General features: G+C 68.8%; 13 protein-coding genes. 7 read left to right on the forward strand and 6 right to left on the reverse strand.

The window, feature by feature from the left end; genetic code table 11:
* Positions 1 to 15 precede the first annotated feature (15 nt).
* Positions 16 to 1,815, reverse strand: a complete 1,800-nt coding sequence (locus tag ASE43_RS05990) for a DUF1800 domain-containing protein (RefSeq protein ID WP_162258757.1) — start codon at positions 1,813 to 1,815, stop codon at positions 16 to 18.
* 410 nt (positions 1,816 to 2,225) lie between these two features.
* Between ASE43_RS05990 and ASE43_RS05995 the strand changes: the two genes are divergently transcribed.
* A complete protein-coding gene (locus ASE43_RS05995) occupies positions 2,226 to 2,699 on the forward strand; it encodes a hypothetical protein (RefSeq protein ID WP_157499297.1) in 474 nt (157 codons plus the stop codon).
* 65 nt (positions 2,700 to 2,764) lie between these two features.
* Here the strand turns inward: ASE43_RS05995 and ASE43_RS06000 are convergent, their stop codons facing one another.
* From ASE43_RS06000 to ASE43_RS06015, 4 genes are read right to left on the reverse strand one after another with little or no spacing between them, the layout of a single operon-like run.
* The gene (locus tag ASE43_RS06000) at positions 2,765 to 3,880 is read right to left on the reverse strand and encodes an ABC transporter permease (RefSeq protein ID WP_057159739.1); all 1,116 of its coding nucleotides are present in this window, start codon (positions 3,878 to 3,880) and stop codon (positions 2,765 to 2,767) included.
* Positions 3,877 to 4,812: an ABC transporter ATP-binding protein gene (locus tag ASE43_RS06005; protein WP_057159890.1), complete on the reverse strand. Its 936-nt coding sequence runs from the start codon at positions 4,810 to 4,812 to the stop codon at positions 3,877 to 3,879. The genes ASE43_RS06000 and ASE43_RS06005 overlap by 4 nt, the downstream gene beginning before the upstream one ends.
* Before the next feature lie 53 nt (positions 4,813 to 4,865).
* Entirely contained in the window at positions 4,866 to 5,873 is a 1,008-nt protein-coding gene (locus ASE43_RS06010) for an HlyD family efflux transporter periplasmic adaptor subunit (protein WP_057159740.1), read from the reverse strand.
* Positions 5,874 to 5,908: 35 nt separating this feature from the next.
* The gene (locus ASE43_RS06015) at positions 5,909 to 6,589 is read right to left on the reverse strand and encodes a TetR/AcrR family transcriptional regulator (RefSeq protein ID WP_057159741.1); all 681 of its coding nucleotides are present in this window, start codon (positions 6,587 to 6,589) and stop codon (positions 5,909 to 5,911) included.
* Between the two features lie 324 nt (positions 6,590 to 6,913).
* On the opposite strand from ASE43_RS06015, the gene ASE43_RS06020 reads away from it, so the two are divergent.
* The 3 genes from ASE43_RS06020 to ybeY all read left to right on the forward strand — a co-directional run bounded on the left by ASE43_RS06020 (position 6,914) and on the right by ybeY (position 8,745).
* The gene (locus tag ASE43_RS06020; RefSeq protein WP_057159742.1) at positions 6,914 to 7,147 is read left to right on the forward strand and encodes a hypothetical protein; all 234 of its coding nucleotides are present in this window, start codon (positions 6,914 to 6,916) and stop codon (positions 7,145 to 7,147) included.
* A gap of 100 nt (positions 7,148 to 7,247) precedes the next feature.
* Positions 7,248 to 8,234, forward strand: coding sequence for a PhoH family protein (locus tag ASE43_RS06025; protein ID WP_056181478.1), 987 nt, complete (start codon positions 7,248 to 7,250; stop codon positions 8,232 to 8,234).
* A gap of 28 nt (positions 8,235 to 8,262) precedes the next feature.
* Positions 8,263 to 8,745 carry an rRNA maturation RNase YbeY gene (gene ybeY / locus ASE43_RS06030; RefSeq protein ID WP_056181476.1) on the forward strand — a complete coding sequence of 161 codons (483 nt, stop codon included), beginning with the start codon at positions 8,263 to 8,265 and terminating at the stop codon, positions 8,743 to 8,745.
* A 157-nt stretch (positions 8,746 to 8,902) separates the two neighbouring features.
* Here ybeY and ASE43_RS06035 read toward each other — a convergent pair whose 3' ends face one another.
* The gene (locus tag ASE43_RS06035) at positions 8,903 to 11,632 is read right to left on the reverse strand and encodes a pitrilysin family protein (RefSeq protein ID WP_057159743.1); all 2,730 of its coding nucleotides are present in this window, start codon (positions 11,630 to 11,632) and stop codon (positions 8,903 to 8,905) included.
* A gap of 424 nt (positions 11,633 to 12,056) precedes the next feature.
* Between ASE43_RS06035 and ASE43_RS06040 the strand changes: the two genes are divergently transcribed.
* Genes ASE43_RS06040 through ASE43_RS06050 form a run of 3 tightly spaced genes read left to right on the forward strand, consistent with a single transcriptional unit; the run spans position 12,057 to position 14,463 of the window.
* A complete protein-coding gene (locus ASE43_RS06040) occupies positions 12,057 to 12,719 on the forward strand; it encodes a GspH/FimT family pseudopilin (RefSeq protein ID WP_082607117.1) in 663 nt (220 codons plus the stop codon).
* Complete coding sequence (gene pilV / locus ASE43_RS06045; protein ID WP_057159745.1) at positions 12,716 to 13,195, forward strand: type IV pilus modification protein PilV; 480 nt, start codon at positions 12,716 to 12,718, stop codon at positions 13,193 to 13,195. Before ASE43_RS06040 ends, pilV begins: the two co-directional genes overlap by 4 nt.
* Positions 13,192 to 14,463: a PilW family protein gene (locus tag ASE43_RS06050; protein WP_057159746.1), complete on the forward strand. Its 1,272-nt coding sequence runs from the start codon at positions 13,192 to 13,194 to the stop codon at positions 14,461 to 14,463. Before pilV ends, ASE43_RS06050 begins: the two co-directional genes overlap by 4 nt.
* Positions 14,464 to 14,472 lie beyond the last annotated feature (9 nt).

The raw sequence follows: 14,472 nt of genomic DNA on the forward strand, positions 1-14,472 counted from the left end.
CGTCTCCTCGTGCGTTCATTTCTGCACCACGTATTCGGGCGAGTTGACGATGATGTACAGCGCTTCCTGGATCCGCACGCGGCGCTCTTCGTCGGTGCCGGCCGGCATGCCGTTCAAGCGGTGCAGCAGCACGCCGCGCATGCGCGTGGACATCTGCCCCGACAGGAACAGCGTGTTGTAGCGCTGGATCAGGTCGGCCGGACGGGTGGCGTAGGGCATGTCGTCGGTCAGGTCGATCGCGACCTCGTGCGGGCTCAGGTCCGGCGCGCCGACGAACACCTCGTAGATCTTGGCACCGAAATAGCCCTCGGTGCCGGGCATCTGATAGTCGGTGGCCAGCTGCATTTCCGGCACCGCCAGCCCCAGTTGCGCGGGCTCGCCGATCGGCGAATAGCTCGGGCTGAAGAAGTTGAACACCGACGGCGAGGACAACGGCGCCTGGCCCATGCCGTAGCCGATGGTCCAGAACTCGTCCATGAAGCCCGACTGCGAACGCGCCTTGGTCGCGCGCCACACATGGGTCAGGCGCAACAGGGGCTCGCGCACCTTGCCGAAGTGGGCCGGGCGTTGGTTCGGATCGCGCGCTTCCGGATCCAGCAGGATGGCTTTGACCACCGCCTTCATATCGCCGCGCACGCCCTGGCCGTTGTCGTTGAAGCGCGCCGCGACCCGACCGACGTAGGCCGGGCTGGGATTGCTGGTGACCAGACGCTGGATCAGCTGCCTGCCGATGTAGGGCCCGACGTTGGGGTGCTGAAAGATGTTGTCCAGCGCCGCACGCAGATCGGAGGGGCCGTCGCCACCGGCCGGCAACACGCCGCCGGCCAGAGCCACGCCCGGGTATACCAGCAACTGCTTGGCCTGCGCCGAGGCGTGGTAGGCGGCGTGGTTCTGCATCGGCTTGATCCAGGCCGGCGCGTCGGAATCGTAGTAGTAGCAATCGAACTCGCGGCAGCCGTTGAAGGTCCAGCCGGTGAACACGTGGGCGAAGCCCTTGACCGTGTCCTGGTTGTAGGTCGGCACGCTGCGGCCGTTTTCCAGCAACGGCGTGCCGTCGGGATTCAGCCGCAACAGGCCGACGCTGAACAGTTGCAGCACCTCGCGTGCGTAGTTCTCGTCGGGGCGGATGTTGCGCGCCGGGTCGGGCTTCTGGTTCTGCATCATCGACAGGTAGATGCCCATCGCCGGATGCAGGGTCACGTCCTCCAGCAGTTGCCGGAAGTTGCCGAAGGCGCCGCGCGCGAGGGTGTCGTAGTAATCGGTGACGCCATGCGGCGCGTTGCCGAGCAGGTCCGAATTGGCGTCGGACACCACCAGGATCTCGCTGAGCGCGAACGCCACGCGCTGGCGCAGTTGGTCGCGGTGCACCAGTTGCGGATCGAACGGATCGCGCCCGCCCAGCGCGTGCAGGAACCAGGCGTCCATGCGCCATTCGCGGCGCAGGTCGCCGCCGGTCGCGGCGCTGGCGGCGTTGAGGAAGCGCAGCTGCGACGACAGCGGCAAGGTCGCCTGCTCATCGATCCAGCCCGCGTAGCCCAGTTGCTGGACGCGGTCGATGTCGGCCCAGGTCGGGCCGAACGTGGCCTGGGCCAGGAAGTTGGCGGCCTGTGCATCGTCGATCACCAGTTGCGCCGGCAGTGGTCCGGACTTCGGCGGCGCCGGTTTGGCCGCGTTCGCGACGGCCTTGGGCGCGGGCGGCGGCGACAGCGCGCGCCACCAACGATCGGGAACCGACACCACACCCAGCACCAGCAGCAGCACCAACAGACGCGGCCAGACGGTCGCCCATCCTGCGCGCAATGCGATCCATCTCATGCAGCCGCCCCTTTCGCTGATGGGCGGTGATGCTAGCGCGCCGGCATGCTCGGATTCTTGATAGCACGCACAGTAATCGATGCGCGCGCGCGTCGGATCGACTTGATCGAAGACCGCGGTCGCGGTAGCCACGCCGCGTTCGCCTCGCGACGATATCGCCAGTCGCAGGCTCGCCAAGATCGGCATACAACAAGCGCGACGACGTCGCCTATTCGCGCACGCATCCACCGATGTCCGGCATCGCAGCGACATCGCGGCGCGCGGCGACAGGCCGGCTGCGGCGCGTGAACCTGAGCTGTCCGCGGCGTTAACTATAAATTAACAACATTCCCGGCCGGATCATGCTGCAGACCGCGAGGGTGCTAGAACACATCCACCCCACCCCTCCGCGGTTTTAAGGAAAAGACGCCATGAGCAGGAACGTACTGTCTAGGAACGAACTGTCCGGGAACGTAATTCTGTCGATCGGTTTGTCGCTGGCGCTCGCGACCGGTACGGCCTGGGCCCAGGAGCAAGACGCGGCGCGCGCCACCGAATACGCAGGCGCCTCCTTCGACGCCAAGAGCAGCGCCGACCCCGACACCGATGTCGATCCTGCATCCAAGAGCATCAGCACGAAGGGGGTGAGCTCCACCAAGCCGGAGCCCGGCATCGAGACCGGGGCCGAACCCGAGTCCAAGAGCATCCGCGAAAAAGGCGTCTCCTCCACCAAATCGCGGCGCAACGATGGCACGGCCGTGGAGCCAGCGTCCAAGAGCATCAGCGAACAAGGTGTCGCCGCCCCTGCCAAGCCGCGACACAACCAGGCCATCGAGGTCCTGCCCGCGTCCAGGAGCATCAGCGAGAAGGGCGTCAGCTCCACCAAGTCGCGGCGCAACGAATGATCCATCGGTCGCACTAGCGCAAGCGGACGCCCTGCCGGCGTCCGCTTGCTGGCGACACGGCCGGCTCAGTCCAGGCGTTTGCGGAAGCGCAGGATCGCCAGCGTCATCATCACCGCGATGAAGGCCAGCAACGCCAGCACGTCCGGCCACAGTTCCCACAGCGGTGCGCCGCGCAGCATCACCCCGCGAATCAGGCGCAGGAAATGGGTCAGCGGCAGCGCCTCGGCCAGCCATTGCACGACTTTGGGCATGCCCGCGAACGGGAACATGAAGCCCGACAGCAGGATCGAGGGCAGGAACACGAAGAAGGCCATCTGCATGGCCTGGAACTGCGACTGCGCCCGGGTCGAGATCAACAGGCCCAGGCTCAGGTTGGCGACGATCAGCAGGATCGCGGCCCAGTAGACATCCAGCACGCTGCCGCGGATCGGCACCTCGAACAGCCACTGGCCCAGCAGCAGCACCAGGGTGGTCTGGATCAGGCCGATGCCGGCGTAAGGCAGCACCTTGCCCACCATCAGCTCGCTGCGGCTGAGCGGGGTGGCGATCAGCAGTTCCATGTTGCCGCGCTCGCGCTCGCGCACCACCGCCACCGCGGTGAACATCACCATGGTCATGGTCAGGATGATGCCGATCAGACCGGGGACGATATTGATCGCCGAACGCCGCTCGGGGTTGTAGAACGCGACCACGCCGATCTGGCCGCCGCCCTGCCCCGGGCCCGCGCGCAGCGGGCGGTCGTTGCTGGTCGGGGTCGAGTTCAGGGGCAGTTGCGCCAGCTGCGAGGCCGCGGCCTGGACGGTGGTATCGCTGCCATCCACCAGCACCTGCACGGCCTCGCGGCCTTCGTAGCGGCGACGTTCGAAGTCGGGTGGAATCACCACGCCCACGCTGATCTCGCCGCGGCGCAGGCGCTGCATCAGCTCCTCGGGCGTGCGCGCGGCGACCGTCGGAGCGATCACGCCGGTGGCGACCATATCCATGACCAGCGCGCGCGAAGCGGCGGTGTTGGCCTGATCGGCCACGCCGGTTTCCAGGCCGCGCAGGTTGAGATTGATCGCGTAGCCGAACAGCACCAGCTGCATCACCGGGATGCCGACGATCATCGCCAGGGTGACCCGGTCGCGGCGCATCTGCCGCAGTTCCTTCAACACGATCGCGAACAAGCGGCGCAGGTTCATGCGGCGCGCTCCTTGGTCGCGTCCTGTTCGCGGCCGCGGGTGGCCGAGACGAACACGTCCTCGAGGTTGGGTTGCGAAGGCGCGACCTCCGCCTCGATGCCGGCCTTGGCCAGCACCTCGCGCAGGCGCGCGGCGGTATCGCCGTCGCGGTCGGCGAGCACGCGCAGGCTGTTGCCGATCTGGGCGACGCTGAGCACGCCGGGCACCTGGACCAGGGCCTGCTGCGCGCGCCGCGGCTGCGGCGCCAGCACTTGCACCGTGCGTCCGACGAGTTCGCCGGTCAGCTCCAACGGGGTGCCGTCGGCCACCAGCACGCCGCGGTCGAGGATGGCGATGCGATGGCAGCGCTCGGCCTCGTCCATGTAATGGGTGGACACCAGCAAGGTGGTGCCGGCGTCGGCCAGGTCGAACAACTTTTCCCAGAAGTCGCGCCTCGACTCCGGATCGACCGCGCTGGTGGGTTCGTCCAGGAACAGCAGTTCGGGTTTCTGGATCACCGCGCCGGCCAGGGCCAGGCGCTGCTTCTGGCCGCCGCTCATGGTGCCGGCCAGTTGCTTCTGGCGATCCTGGAAGTGGTACTGCTCGACCAGCTCGTCGATGCGCTGGCGCGCCTGCGCACGCGGGATGTCCTGCACCGCGGCCAGGAACTCCAGGTTCTCGCGCACGGTGAGGTCCTCGAACAGCGAGAACTTCTGGGTCATGTAGCCGATCCGCTTGCGCAGCGCCTCGGCCTGTTCGGGGATGCGCAGGCCCAGCACTTCGATGTCGCCGGCGCTGGGCGTGAGCAGGCCGCAGAGCATGCGGATGGTGGTCGACTTGCCCGAGCCGTTCGGGCCGAGGAAGCCGTACACATGCGCGCGCGGCACGGTCAGGTCGACGCGGTTCACCGCGGTCAGGGCGCCGAATTGCTTGCTCAGGCCGCGCGCGCGGATCGCCGGCTCGCCGGCCGGATCGGCCCCCTGGCGAACGGTCGCGCCGTCGGCATTCATGGCCGGGGCTCGCTGGCTTGGGCCGGTTCGGATTCGTCCGGATCGAACTCCACCCGCACCGGCAGCCCCGCCGGCAGGTCGGCGGCGGCGCGCGCGGTCAGCTCGACCTCGGCCAGGTAGCTCAGACGCGCGGCGTCCTCACCGGTCAGGGCGTAGTAGGGCGTGAAGTTGGGATCGCTGCGGATCGCGCGCACGCGTCCGGCGAACGCCTGTGCGCGGCCGTCGACGTAGACCCGCGCGCCCTGGCCGATGCGCACGTTGGCGCGGATCGGCTCGGGCACGTAGACACGCGCGTACGGCGCCGCGCCGACCAGCATCACCGCCAGCGGCGCGCCCACCGGGGCTTGATCGCCCAGCTTGTACGGCAGGCTGTCGACCACACCGGCACGCGGCGCGACCACGTCCAGCTTCTGCAGATTGACCTGTTGGGTGGCGGCCTGGGCCTGGGCCGCGGCCAGCGCGGATTCGCCCTGCGCGATCCGCTCGCTGCGGGTGCCGCGCTCGAGTTCCAGCAGCGCCGCCTGCGCCGCGCGCACCTGCGCCTCGGCATTGCCGGCGGCGGCACGCGCGCGGTCGACGTCGGAGGCGGCGACCAGCTTTTGCCGGCCCAACGGCTGCAGACGCGCGTAGTAGGCGCGCGCATCGGCGGCCTGCGCCTGCGTCGCGCTCAGCTGGGCGCGTGCCTGGGCGATCGCCTCGCTGCGCGGACCGGCCTGCAGCTCGGCCAGGGCATCGCCGGCCTGGCGCGCCTGCGCCTGCAGCGCATTGAGCTGCGACTGGGTGCGGCCGAGCTCGAGCTGCAGCAAGCGCGCGCCGGCGGCAACGCGTTGGCCCTCGCGCACGTCGATGCGCACCACCTTCTCCGCGGCCGGGGCCGGCAGGGTGATGCGGTCCCATTCCAGCGTACCCAGCGCCTGCGGACTTTCGTCGCCGCAGGCGGATACGGCCAGCGCCAGCAACAGCGGCGCGCCCCAGCGGAAATGGCGCTTGATCGGATGACTCATCGGAGGGCTCCGGAAAACCTCGGGTGTCGATGCGCTCAGCCGCAGCCCAGGCCGCGATCGAGCAAGGCGATGGTGTGTTCGTGCAGGGCCGCGCTGTCGAAGGTCTCGACCCCGAACACGCGCTGCCAGACCGGCGCGCCGGCGATCGGGAACAAGGTCAGGCCGACCAGCGACACCACCAGGAAGCGCGGGTCCAGATCGGGGTTGAGCTGGCCGTCGCGCTGCGCCTGGGCGAAGCGCTGCGCCATCATCTGCGGCAGCTGCGGGCCGATCTGGTGGACCAACAGGTCGCGCAAGGCCCCGCCCTCGCACAGCACTTCTCGTACCCACAACGAGGGAAACCAGGGGTGTTCGGCCACGGTCTCGCCGACGCCGCGCACGAAGGCCGCGATCAGACGCGCGGTGTCGTCGCCGGCGGTGCGCAGGTGACCGCTCAGCGTCGCGATCGCCGGCATCACCCGCTCCTGGATCACCGCCGCCTGCAACTGCTCCTTGTCGCCGAAGTAGTAGTGCAGCAGGGCCGGATTCACCCCCGCCTCGACCGCGATGCTGCGCAGCGCGGTGGCCGCGATGCCCTGGCGGGTGTAGCAGACGATGGCCGCGTCCAGCAGGCGCGAACGCAAGTCGGGGCCGTCGGCGACCGGTCGCCCGGGGGCGCGGCGGGTGGCGGGGGTCTTGCGTGGACGGCGCGGGTTCGGTGGCTGGTCGGTGCTCATGGGTGATATTTAATTCAATGATTAATTAGTTGACAAGCGCGAGCCGACGAGCGGTCGGAGCGAGCCCAGCCTCAGGGACCCGCGCGCGCAGGCGCGGCGGCGGCGGCCTGGCCGTCGCGGTCGGCCTCGGGCGCCCCCCTTAGGCATGGCGCGGCGCAGGTCCTTGCGTGCGCCGGACAGCGATGCGTATCGCCAACAGCGCCGCGACGCCATCGCACGGCGAATGCGAGCGAGCCGCGACGCAGCGGCTCGCCCGAACGCGCAAGCCGCGCGTGCGTCCCACTCGCTAAGCTCTGGCTACTCCGCTCCGGTTCGTCCGCCGCCATGCCCAGCACCTCCCCGCCCAGCCTGCTCTCGCGCGCCGCCGTCGGCTTCTGGTTCCTGGGTCTTGGCGCGCTCGGCCTGTTGCGCGGCGCGATGCGCGCATTCCGACACGGCGCCTTCGCCGCCGACAGCGTTACTTGGTTGTGGCTGATCGGCTCGGCGCTGCTGGTGCTGGCCGGCGCGATCGCGGTCGCGCGCGCGGCCCGCCGGCATCGCGACCGCGACAGCGACTGAATACCGTCGCGGTCGGGCTTTGCGAAACCGCGCCGACGGGCGCAAGCTGATACACCGGCGCGCGATGACGCGCGCGGTCCATGGAAGACATTCGCTCCCGATGCAAGCACGTACCGCCTCCGAATTCGTCCTCGAACCGGCCGAAACCGAACGCCTGGCCAACCTCAGCGGCCCCTTCGACGGCCACCTGCGCCAGATCGAACTGCGCCTGGGCGTGGAAATCGCCAACCGCGGCAATGTGTTCCGCGTGGTCGGCCCGCAGCTCGCGGTCGGCAAGGCCGAGCGCCTGCTGCGGCAGCTGTGGAAAGACGCCGCCGAGGAAACCCTCGACGACGGCGCGATCCACCTCGCCCTGACCGAGTTCGACGCCGAGCAACTGGTCAACGACGACATCGAACCGCAGGAAGTCGCGATCCGGGTCAAGCGCGGCACCATCCGCGGGCGCGGCGCCAATCAGGCCAAGTACCTGCACGCGATCGCCACCCACGACATCAACTTCGGCATCGGCCCGGCCGGTACCGGCAAGACCTTCCTGGCCGTGGCCAGCGCGGTCGAAGCGCTGAACGAAGCGCGCGTGCAGCGCCTGATCCTGGTCCGCCCCGCGGTCGAGGCCGGCGAAAAGCTCGGTTTCCTGCCCGGCGACCTGACCCAGAAAGTCGACCCCTACCTGCGCCCGCTCTACGACGCCCTGTACGAGATGCTGGGCGTGGAGAAGGTGGTCAAGCTGCTGGAAAAGAACGTGATCGAGATCGCGCCGCTGGCCTACATGCGCGGACGCACGCTTAACGATGCCTATGTGATCCTCGACGAAGCGCAGAACACCACGATCGAGCAGATGAAGATGTTCCTGACCCGCATCGGTTACGGCAGCACCGCCGTGGTCACTGGCGATCTCACCCAGATCGACCTGCCCAAGCACATGAAGTCCGGGCTCAAGGACGCGCTGGACGTGCTGCGCAACGTCGACGGCATCAGCTTCACCTTCTTCGAGGCGCGCGACGTCGTCCGCCATCCGCTGGTGTCGCGCATCGTCACTGCGTACGAAGCCCGCGACGCCCAGGACGCCCACACCGGCCCGTCCGCCTGACCCGCCCTATTCCCATTCCGACACGCCGATGACCCAAGGCCCCGTCCGTCTCGATGTCGCGATCAGCTACGCGGTCCCGCGCACCGGTATTCCGGCCGCGGTGAGTTTCCGTCGCTGGGTCGCGGCCGCGCTCGACAGCCGTATCCGCGAAGCCGACCTGGCGATCCGCATCGTCGGCAGCAAGGAAGGCCGCGCGCTCAACCGCCACTACCGCGGCCGCGACTACGCCACCAACGTGCTCAGCTTCCCGGCCGAAGTGCCCGAGGGCCTGCCCAAAGGCGTCAAGTTCCCGCTGCTGGGCGATCTGGTGATCTGCGCCCCGGTGGTCGCGCGCGAGGCGCGCGAGCAGAAGAAGGCGCTGGCCGCGCATTACGCCCACCTCACCGTCCACGGCGCCCTGCACCTGCTGGGCTGGGACCACGAGGACGAGCGCGAGGCCGAGTGCATGGAGCAACTGGAACGCGAGATCCTGGCGGGGCTGGGGATCGCCGATCCCTACCTGGAAGATTGAGCCGCAGCGGCGCGCCGCATCGCCATCGCGCTTGATCCGGCAACGACGAATTGCGCGTTACGCGCGTCCCCATGGCTGCCGCACGACAGGCCGGGACCGTGCCGGCCTGTCGCTGGAGCGAGGGTGACGCCGCAAGCCGGCGTCACGCCTCTCGCGCTTACTCCGCCTGCGCCTTCACCACCTCGCCGTAGTTCAATTCGCGCACGCCGGCCTCGATCTTCTTGAGGTCGCCGACCACGATCCACACCAGTTCGTCGGGCTTGACCGTCTTGCCCGCGCGCGCCAGCGCGTCGGCATCCAGCGCGCGCAGGCGCTGGGCGTAGTCGTAGTAGTACTCCGGCGCGCGACCGGTGTTGGCGACATCGGTGGCCGCGGCGACCAGCGAGTCCAGGGTCTCGAAGCGGCCCGGCAAACGCGCGACCTGGCTGCGCATGATGCTGTCGTACTCCTCGCCCACCAGCGGCCGCGCACCGGCGACGCCGCGGATCTCCTTGAGCACCTCGACCATGGATTCCTTGGTCTTGTCGGTCTGCACTGGCGCGATCACCGTGAAGGCGCGCGGGCCGCGCGCGCCGGACACGCCGCCCGAGGTGCCGTAGGACCAATGCTTCTCCAGGCGCAGGTTGCGGTTTAGGCGCGAGGTCGCCATGCCGCCGAAGTTGCGCATCACCGTTTCCAGCGCCAGATCGTCATCGCCGGCGCCGGTCGGCCCCAGATGCGCGGCCAGGATCACCGACTGCGGCGCGTCCGGCCGATCGATCAGCACCACCTTGCCGCGGCCGGGCGAGCTCGGCGCGCTCAGTCGCTTGCTCGGCGCGGCGCCGCCCTGCCAATTGCCGAAGGCGCGTTCCAGTTCGGGCTTGAGCGCATCCAGGGTGACGTCGCCGGCGACGATCAGGGTGGCATTGCCGGGCACGAACCAGCGCGCATGCCAGGCCTGCAGCGCCGAGCGCGGCAGCGCCGCGATCGTCGCGGTCTGGCCAAGGCTGCCGCCGGCGTTGCCGTAGGCATGACCGGGCCCGTACAGCAGCGGCGGCAAGGTACGGGTGGCGGCGCCGGTGGGGCTGGCGCGTTGCTGCTCGATCGCGGCCAGCTGTTGCTTGCGCTGGATCTCGACCATGTCCTCGGGGAAGGCCGGATTGCGCGCGACGTCGGCCAGCAGATCCAGCGATCCGCCCAGGTTCGGGCGCAGCGCGGTCATATAGACCAGCGACTGGTCCAGCGAATTGCCGACGTTCAAGGTCGCACCCAGCGCGTCGCGCTCGTCGGCCAGGCGGAAGGCGTCGCGCGTGGCCGTGCCCTTGAGCAACAGATCCAGGGCGAAGCGCGAGGTGCCCGGCGCATCGGCGGGATCGGCGCCGACGCCGGCGTCCACCGCCAGCGCCACGCTCACCAGCGGCGCGGAATGACGCTCCAGCAGCATCACCTTGAGGCCGTTGGACAGGGTCGTGCGCTGCAGCTTGGGAAAATCGACCTGCGGCGGCGCGCCCAGCGCGGGCAACTGCTTGCGATCGAAGCCGTCGCGCCCCGCGCTGAGCTCGGGCATCGGCGCCACGGTCAAGGTGGCATGGTGCCGGCCCAGCCATTCGCGCGCGGTCGCCTGCACTTCCTTCGCGCTCAGCGCGGACAGATCGCGCAGCCGGCGCAGATAGGCCTCGGGGTCGCCGAAGTAGGTCGCGCTTTCGGCCAGCACGTCCGAGCGCCCGCCGAAGCCGCCCAGGCGCTGGCTGTTGCGCGCGAACTCGGCCAGGTAGCGACTGCGCGCGCGCTGCAGGTCCGGCGCGGCCGGCCCCTGCGCGATCAGGCGCGCGAGCACGGCATCCAGCTCACGCTCGGCCTCGGCCAGATCCACGCCCGGCTTGACGTCGACGCTGACGATGAAGGTGCTGGTCAGCTGCTTGTCCCACACCGAGGCCGACACGTCCGTGGCGAGCTTGCGCTCGAACACCAGGTGCCGGTTCAAGGGCGCGCTTTCGCTGCCGGCCAGCACGCTGGCGAACAGCTCCATCGCATGGGTCTGGCGCTCGCCCATCGGCGGCAGGTGCCAGGCGCGGTAGATGCGGTGCTGCGGCACGCGGTCCTGCACGCTGTCGCGCAGGTCCTGCTCCAGCGTCGGCACCCAGGCTTGCACGCGCGACAGCGGCGGGCCCGGCGGAATCGCGCCGAAGTACTTGGTCGCCAGCGTGCGCGCCTGTTCGACGGTGATGTCGCCGGCCAGGGCGAGCACGGCGTTGTTGGGGCCGTAATAGGTCGCGTACCACTGTTTGATGTCGTCGAGCTTGGCCGCCTGCAGGTCCTCCATGCTGCCGATGGTCGGCCAGCTGTAGGGATGCGAGTACGGATAGATCAACTGCACCATGCGGTCGAACACCCGCCCATAGGGCTGGTTCTCGCCCTGGCGCTTCTCGTTCTGGACCACCCCGCGCTCGCGCTCGAGCATGTCCTGGTTGATGTTGCCGGCCAGGAAGCCCATGCGGTCGGCCTCCAGGTACAAGGTACGCTCCAGGCCCGAGACCGGCACATCCTCGAAGAAGTTGGTGCGGTCGGTGTTGGTGGTGCCGTTGCGATTGTTCGCGCCCAGATCGTCCATCGCCTCGCGGAAGCCGTGCGGATAGTTCTGGCTGCCGTTGAAGAAGAAGTGCTCGAACAGATGGGCGAAGCCGGTGCGGCCGCGGCGCTCGTCGCGCGAACCGACGTGGTACCAGACGTTGACCGCGACCAGCGGCACGCTGTGATCCTCGTGCACCAGCACGGTCAGGCCGTTGGGCAGCACGATGCGCTCGTGCTTGATGCGCAGGCTTTCGACGTCGGGCACGGTGGGTGCCGCCGCCTGGGCGGTGGCCGCGAACGCGGCGGTCAGCAACAGCAGGGCTAGGGCTCGGCGCATGGTCGGTACCGGTGTCTGGGAACGGAGGCGGAGAGCCCGCGCAGCCTCGCCCGCGCCGTCGCGCTGCGATCCGCCCACGTGGTCCCCGAGCGCACGCTAACACCGCCCACGCACCGCCGACCTGGGCCGAAGGGCAGGGGTGAGCGGCCCGCGCGGCTGCGGGCGGAGCCGTGCGGCGGGCGCAGATGCGCACCAAACAAATGCTAATCGCGTGACTTAATGTCGATAAATAAACAAACTTACCCGTAATTAATCATCACGAACAAAACCAATCGGCACACAACATACTCAAACATAAAAACAACACACCAAATACACACCCCGTCGAAGCGGATATTCCATACCGCCCATCGGCCTTCGCAAGTAAATAAACGCCCGCCATTGCTAGCATCCACGCGCCACCCACATCGCAGCGCGAATATTCATGGCGACGCCGAACGCAATATCCGCCTCGACGCAGCAACGGCCCGCAATAATCCAGACGGCCAGCGAAGAAGATAATCGCCGCGACGCTCACCGAAATGGTGCCTGGCACCGCAGCTTAATAAGCAAGCCCTCCGCCTCACGCCGCGCGCCCACGGCCTGCGCGGGCTTCAGCCTGATGGAGCTGCTGGTGGTCCTGACCATCATCGCGGTGCTGATGGGTCTGGCCTTTCCCAGCTTCATCGAGTCCTTGCGCGCCAACCGCCTGGCCTCGACCACCAACCTGACCCTGGCCACCCTGGCCTACGCCCGCAACGAGGCGCTGCGCGCCAAGTCCGGCTCCACGGTCTGCCCGCGCGGCGCCGACGGCACCAGCTGCGGCAAGGATTGGAACGCCGGCCTGCTGGTCTGGACCGACGACGATCGCGACCAGACTTTCGATGCGGCGGAAGTGCGCCGCACCCTGGAGCCCAGCGGCAACATCGCGATCAGCGCCAACAACGTCGACCTGATCGCCTTCGACCATCAAGGCCGCTCCACCTCCACCACTCCGCGCAGCCTGCGCCTGCAGCCCGATCCCTGCACGCCGGGCAAGTACCAGGTACGCAGCATCAGCGTGGGCGCGATCGGCCAGGCCAGCGTCAGCAAGGAGACCTGCCCATGAACACCCTACGCACGCTCGGCGCCCGCAAGCGCAGCGCCGGCTTCAGCCTGATCGAGGTGCTCATCAGCCTGCTCGTGCTCGGATTCGGCCTGCTCGGGCTGGCCATGCTGCAGGTGACCAACCTGCGCCTGACCCAGAGCGCCAACACCCGCACCGTGGCGACCAACCTGTCCTACGAACTGATGGACAGCATCCGTTCCAACCGTTTCAACGCGATCAACTACGCCGGCACGATCAAGGCCGCCGACGCCGACAAGCGCGGCTGCACCGCGGCCGGCGCCACCGGTTCCAAGGAGCAGAAGAAGGAATTCGCCTGTCGTCTGTTGTATGCGCTGGGCGAGGACGCGACAGCCCAGGTAACCATCAATGTGGTGAACCGCATCAGCCGGGTCACCGTGACCCTGGATTGGGGCGACGCCAAGCGCTGGCGCAGCGACGACAGCGGCACCCGCTTCAGCGTGAGCAGCGACCTATGACGCGCGCCCCACGCCACCTCCAGACCGGCCTGTCCCTGGTCGAACTGATGATCGCCGTCACCCTCAGCATCGTGCTGGTGTTCGGCCTGATGCAGGTGTTCGCCGCTTCGCGCGCCTCCTATGTGATGGCACAGGGCATGGCGCGTGCGCAGGAGGGCGGACGCTTCGCGGTCGAATACCTGCAGCGCGATGCCCGCATGGTCGGCCACATGGGCTGCGTCAACGACCAATCGCATCTCATGTCCAGCCTGCCCAGCTTCGGCCAGCTGTTCCTGACCGACCGCGCCAACTTCGAATCGCTGCCGGCACGCACCTACACCAACGCACTGCGCTTCGATTTCGCGCTGCGCGGCTACGAAGCCAAAGGGACCGGCCCCGGCGACACGCTGAGCCTGGGCGCAACGCCGGTGGCGGGCGCTCCCGACGGCGATTGGACCGAGGCCCTGCCGAGCTTGCTGCGCACCGGCGCCGGCGAGCCGGCACCGGTCAAGGGCAGCGACCTGCTGCTGATCCGCAGCCTGTCGGCGGAAAGCGCGCAGGTCAGCAGCCTGACTGTCTCGGCCGACGGCAGCGAAGCGACCATCCTCGTCGACGGCACCGGTTGGGCGTCGATGAAGCGCAACGGCGTTCAGCCCGGTCTGCTGGCGATCGCCGATTGCCGCGGCGCCACCACCTTCCACGTCGACAGCGTGAGGGAACCCGGCGGCGGCGCGAACGTGACCCTGAGCGTGATCGCCGGCGGCGGCAAGTCCGAACTCAACCGCAGCGCATTCAATCTGCGCGACAGCATCGACCCCACGCTGATGCAGATCCGCGTCTACCGCGCGGACAGCCTGGCCTACTACGTCGGCGTCAGCGGCACCGAGGCGACGCCGGCCCTGTACCGGATGCGCTTCACCGCCGCGCCGGGCGCCAACGCGATCCAGCGCGACATCGAGGAACTGGTCCCCGGCGTGGAAACGCTGCAGCTGCTGTACGGGCAGGACAACAGCGCCAAGCAGACCCCGGCCGGCGTGCCCAGCGGCTACATCGACGCCCAGGTCACCGCCAGCAACATTCTGCCCAACGCCACCGGCCGCGAAGGCTGGCAGCGCGTGGGCAGCCTGAAGCTGGGAATGATGATCCGCAGCAACGACCCCGCGATGGCGGCCCAACGCAGCGAGGCGCCGTCGGTGCTCGGCGTCAAGGTCGGCGCGCCGGACGACCAGCGCTACCGCGGCGTCTACGAAACCAACGTCGCCTTGCGCAACCGCCTGTTCGGCAACTGAGAACCTGCC

The sequence above is a fragment of the Lysobacter sp. Root983 genome (assembly GCF_001429345.1).
In the GTDB taxonomy this organism is placed as follows: domain Bacteria; phylum Pseudomonadota; class Gammaproteobacteria; order Xanthomonadales; family Xanthomonadaceae; genus Lysobacter.

Bases quoted from the DNA above. Each gene is read 5' to 3' on its own strand.
- pilV (WP_057159745.1), top strand. From the start codon at position 12,716: ATGAACACCCTACGCACGCTCGGCGCCCGCAAGCGCAGCGCCGGCTTC.
- ASE43_RS06020 (WP_057159742.1), top strand. From the start codon at position 6,914: ATGCCCAGCACCTCCCCGCCCAGCCTGCTCTCGCGCGCCGCCGTCGGC.
- ybeY (WP_056181476.1), top strand. From the start codon at position 8,263: ATGACCCAAGGCCCCGTCCGTCTCGATGTCGCGATCAGCTACGCGGTC.
- ASE43_RS06000 (WP_057159739.1), bottom strand. From the start codon at position 3,880: ATGAACCTGCGCCGCTTGTTCGCGATCGTGTTGAAGGAACTGCGGCAG.
- ASE43_RS05995 (WP_157499297.1), top strand. From the start codon at position 2,226: ATGAGCAGGAACGTACTGTCTAGGAACGAACTGTCCGGGAACGTAATT.
- ASE43_RS06040 (WP_082607117.1), top strand. From the start codon at position 12,057: ATGGCGACGCCGAACGCAATATCCGCCTCGACGCAGCAACGGCCCGCA.
- ASE43_RS06035 (WP_057159743.1), bottom strand. From the start codon at position 11,632: ATGCGCCGAGCCCTAGCCCTGCTGTTGCTGACCGCCGCGTTCGCGGCC.
- ASE43_RS06050 (WP_057159746.1), top strand. From the start codon at position 13,192: ATGACGCGCGCCCCACGCCACCTCCAGACCGGCCTGTCCCTGGTCGAA.
- ASE43_RS05990 (WP_162258757.1), bottom strand. From the start codon at position 1,815: ATGAGATGGATCGCATTGCGCGCAGGATGGGCGACCGTCTGGCCGCGT.
- ASE43_RS06010 (WP_057159740.1), bottom strand. From the start codon at position 5,873: ATGAGTCATCCGATCAAGCGCCATTTCCGCTGGGGCGCGCCGCTGTTG.
- ASE43_RS06025 (WP_056181478.1), top strand. From the start codon at position 7,248: ATGCAAGCACGTACCGCCTCCGAATTCGTCCTCGAACCGGCCGAAACC.
- ASE43_RS06015 (WP_057159741.1), bottom strand. From the start codon at position 6,589: ATGAGCACCGACCAGCCACCGAACCCGCGCCGTCCACGCAAGACCCCC.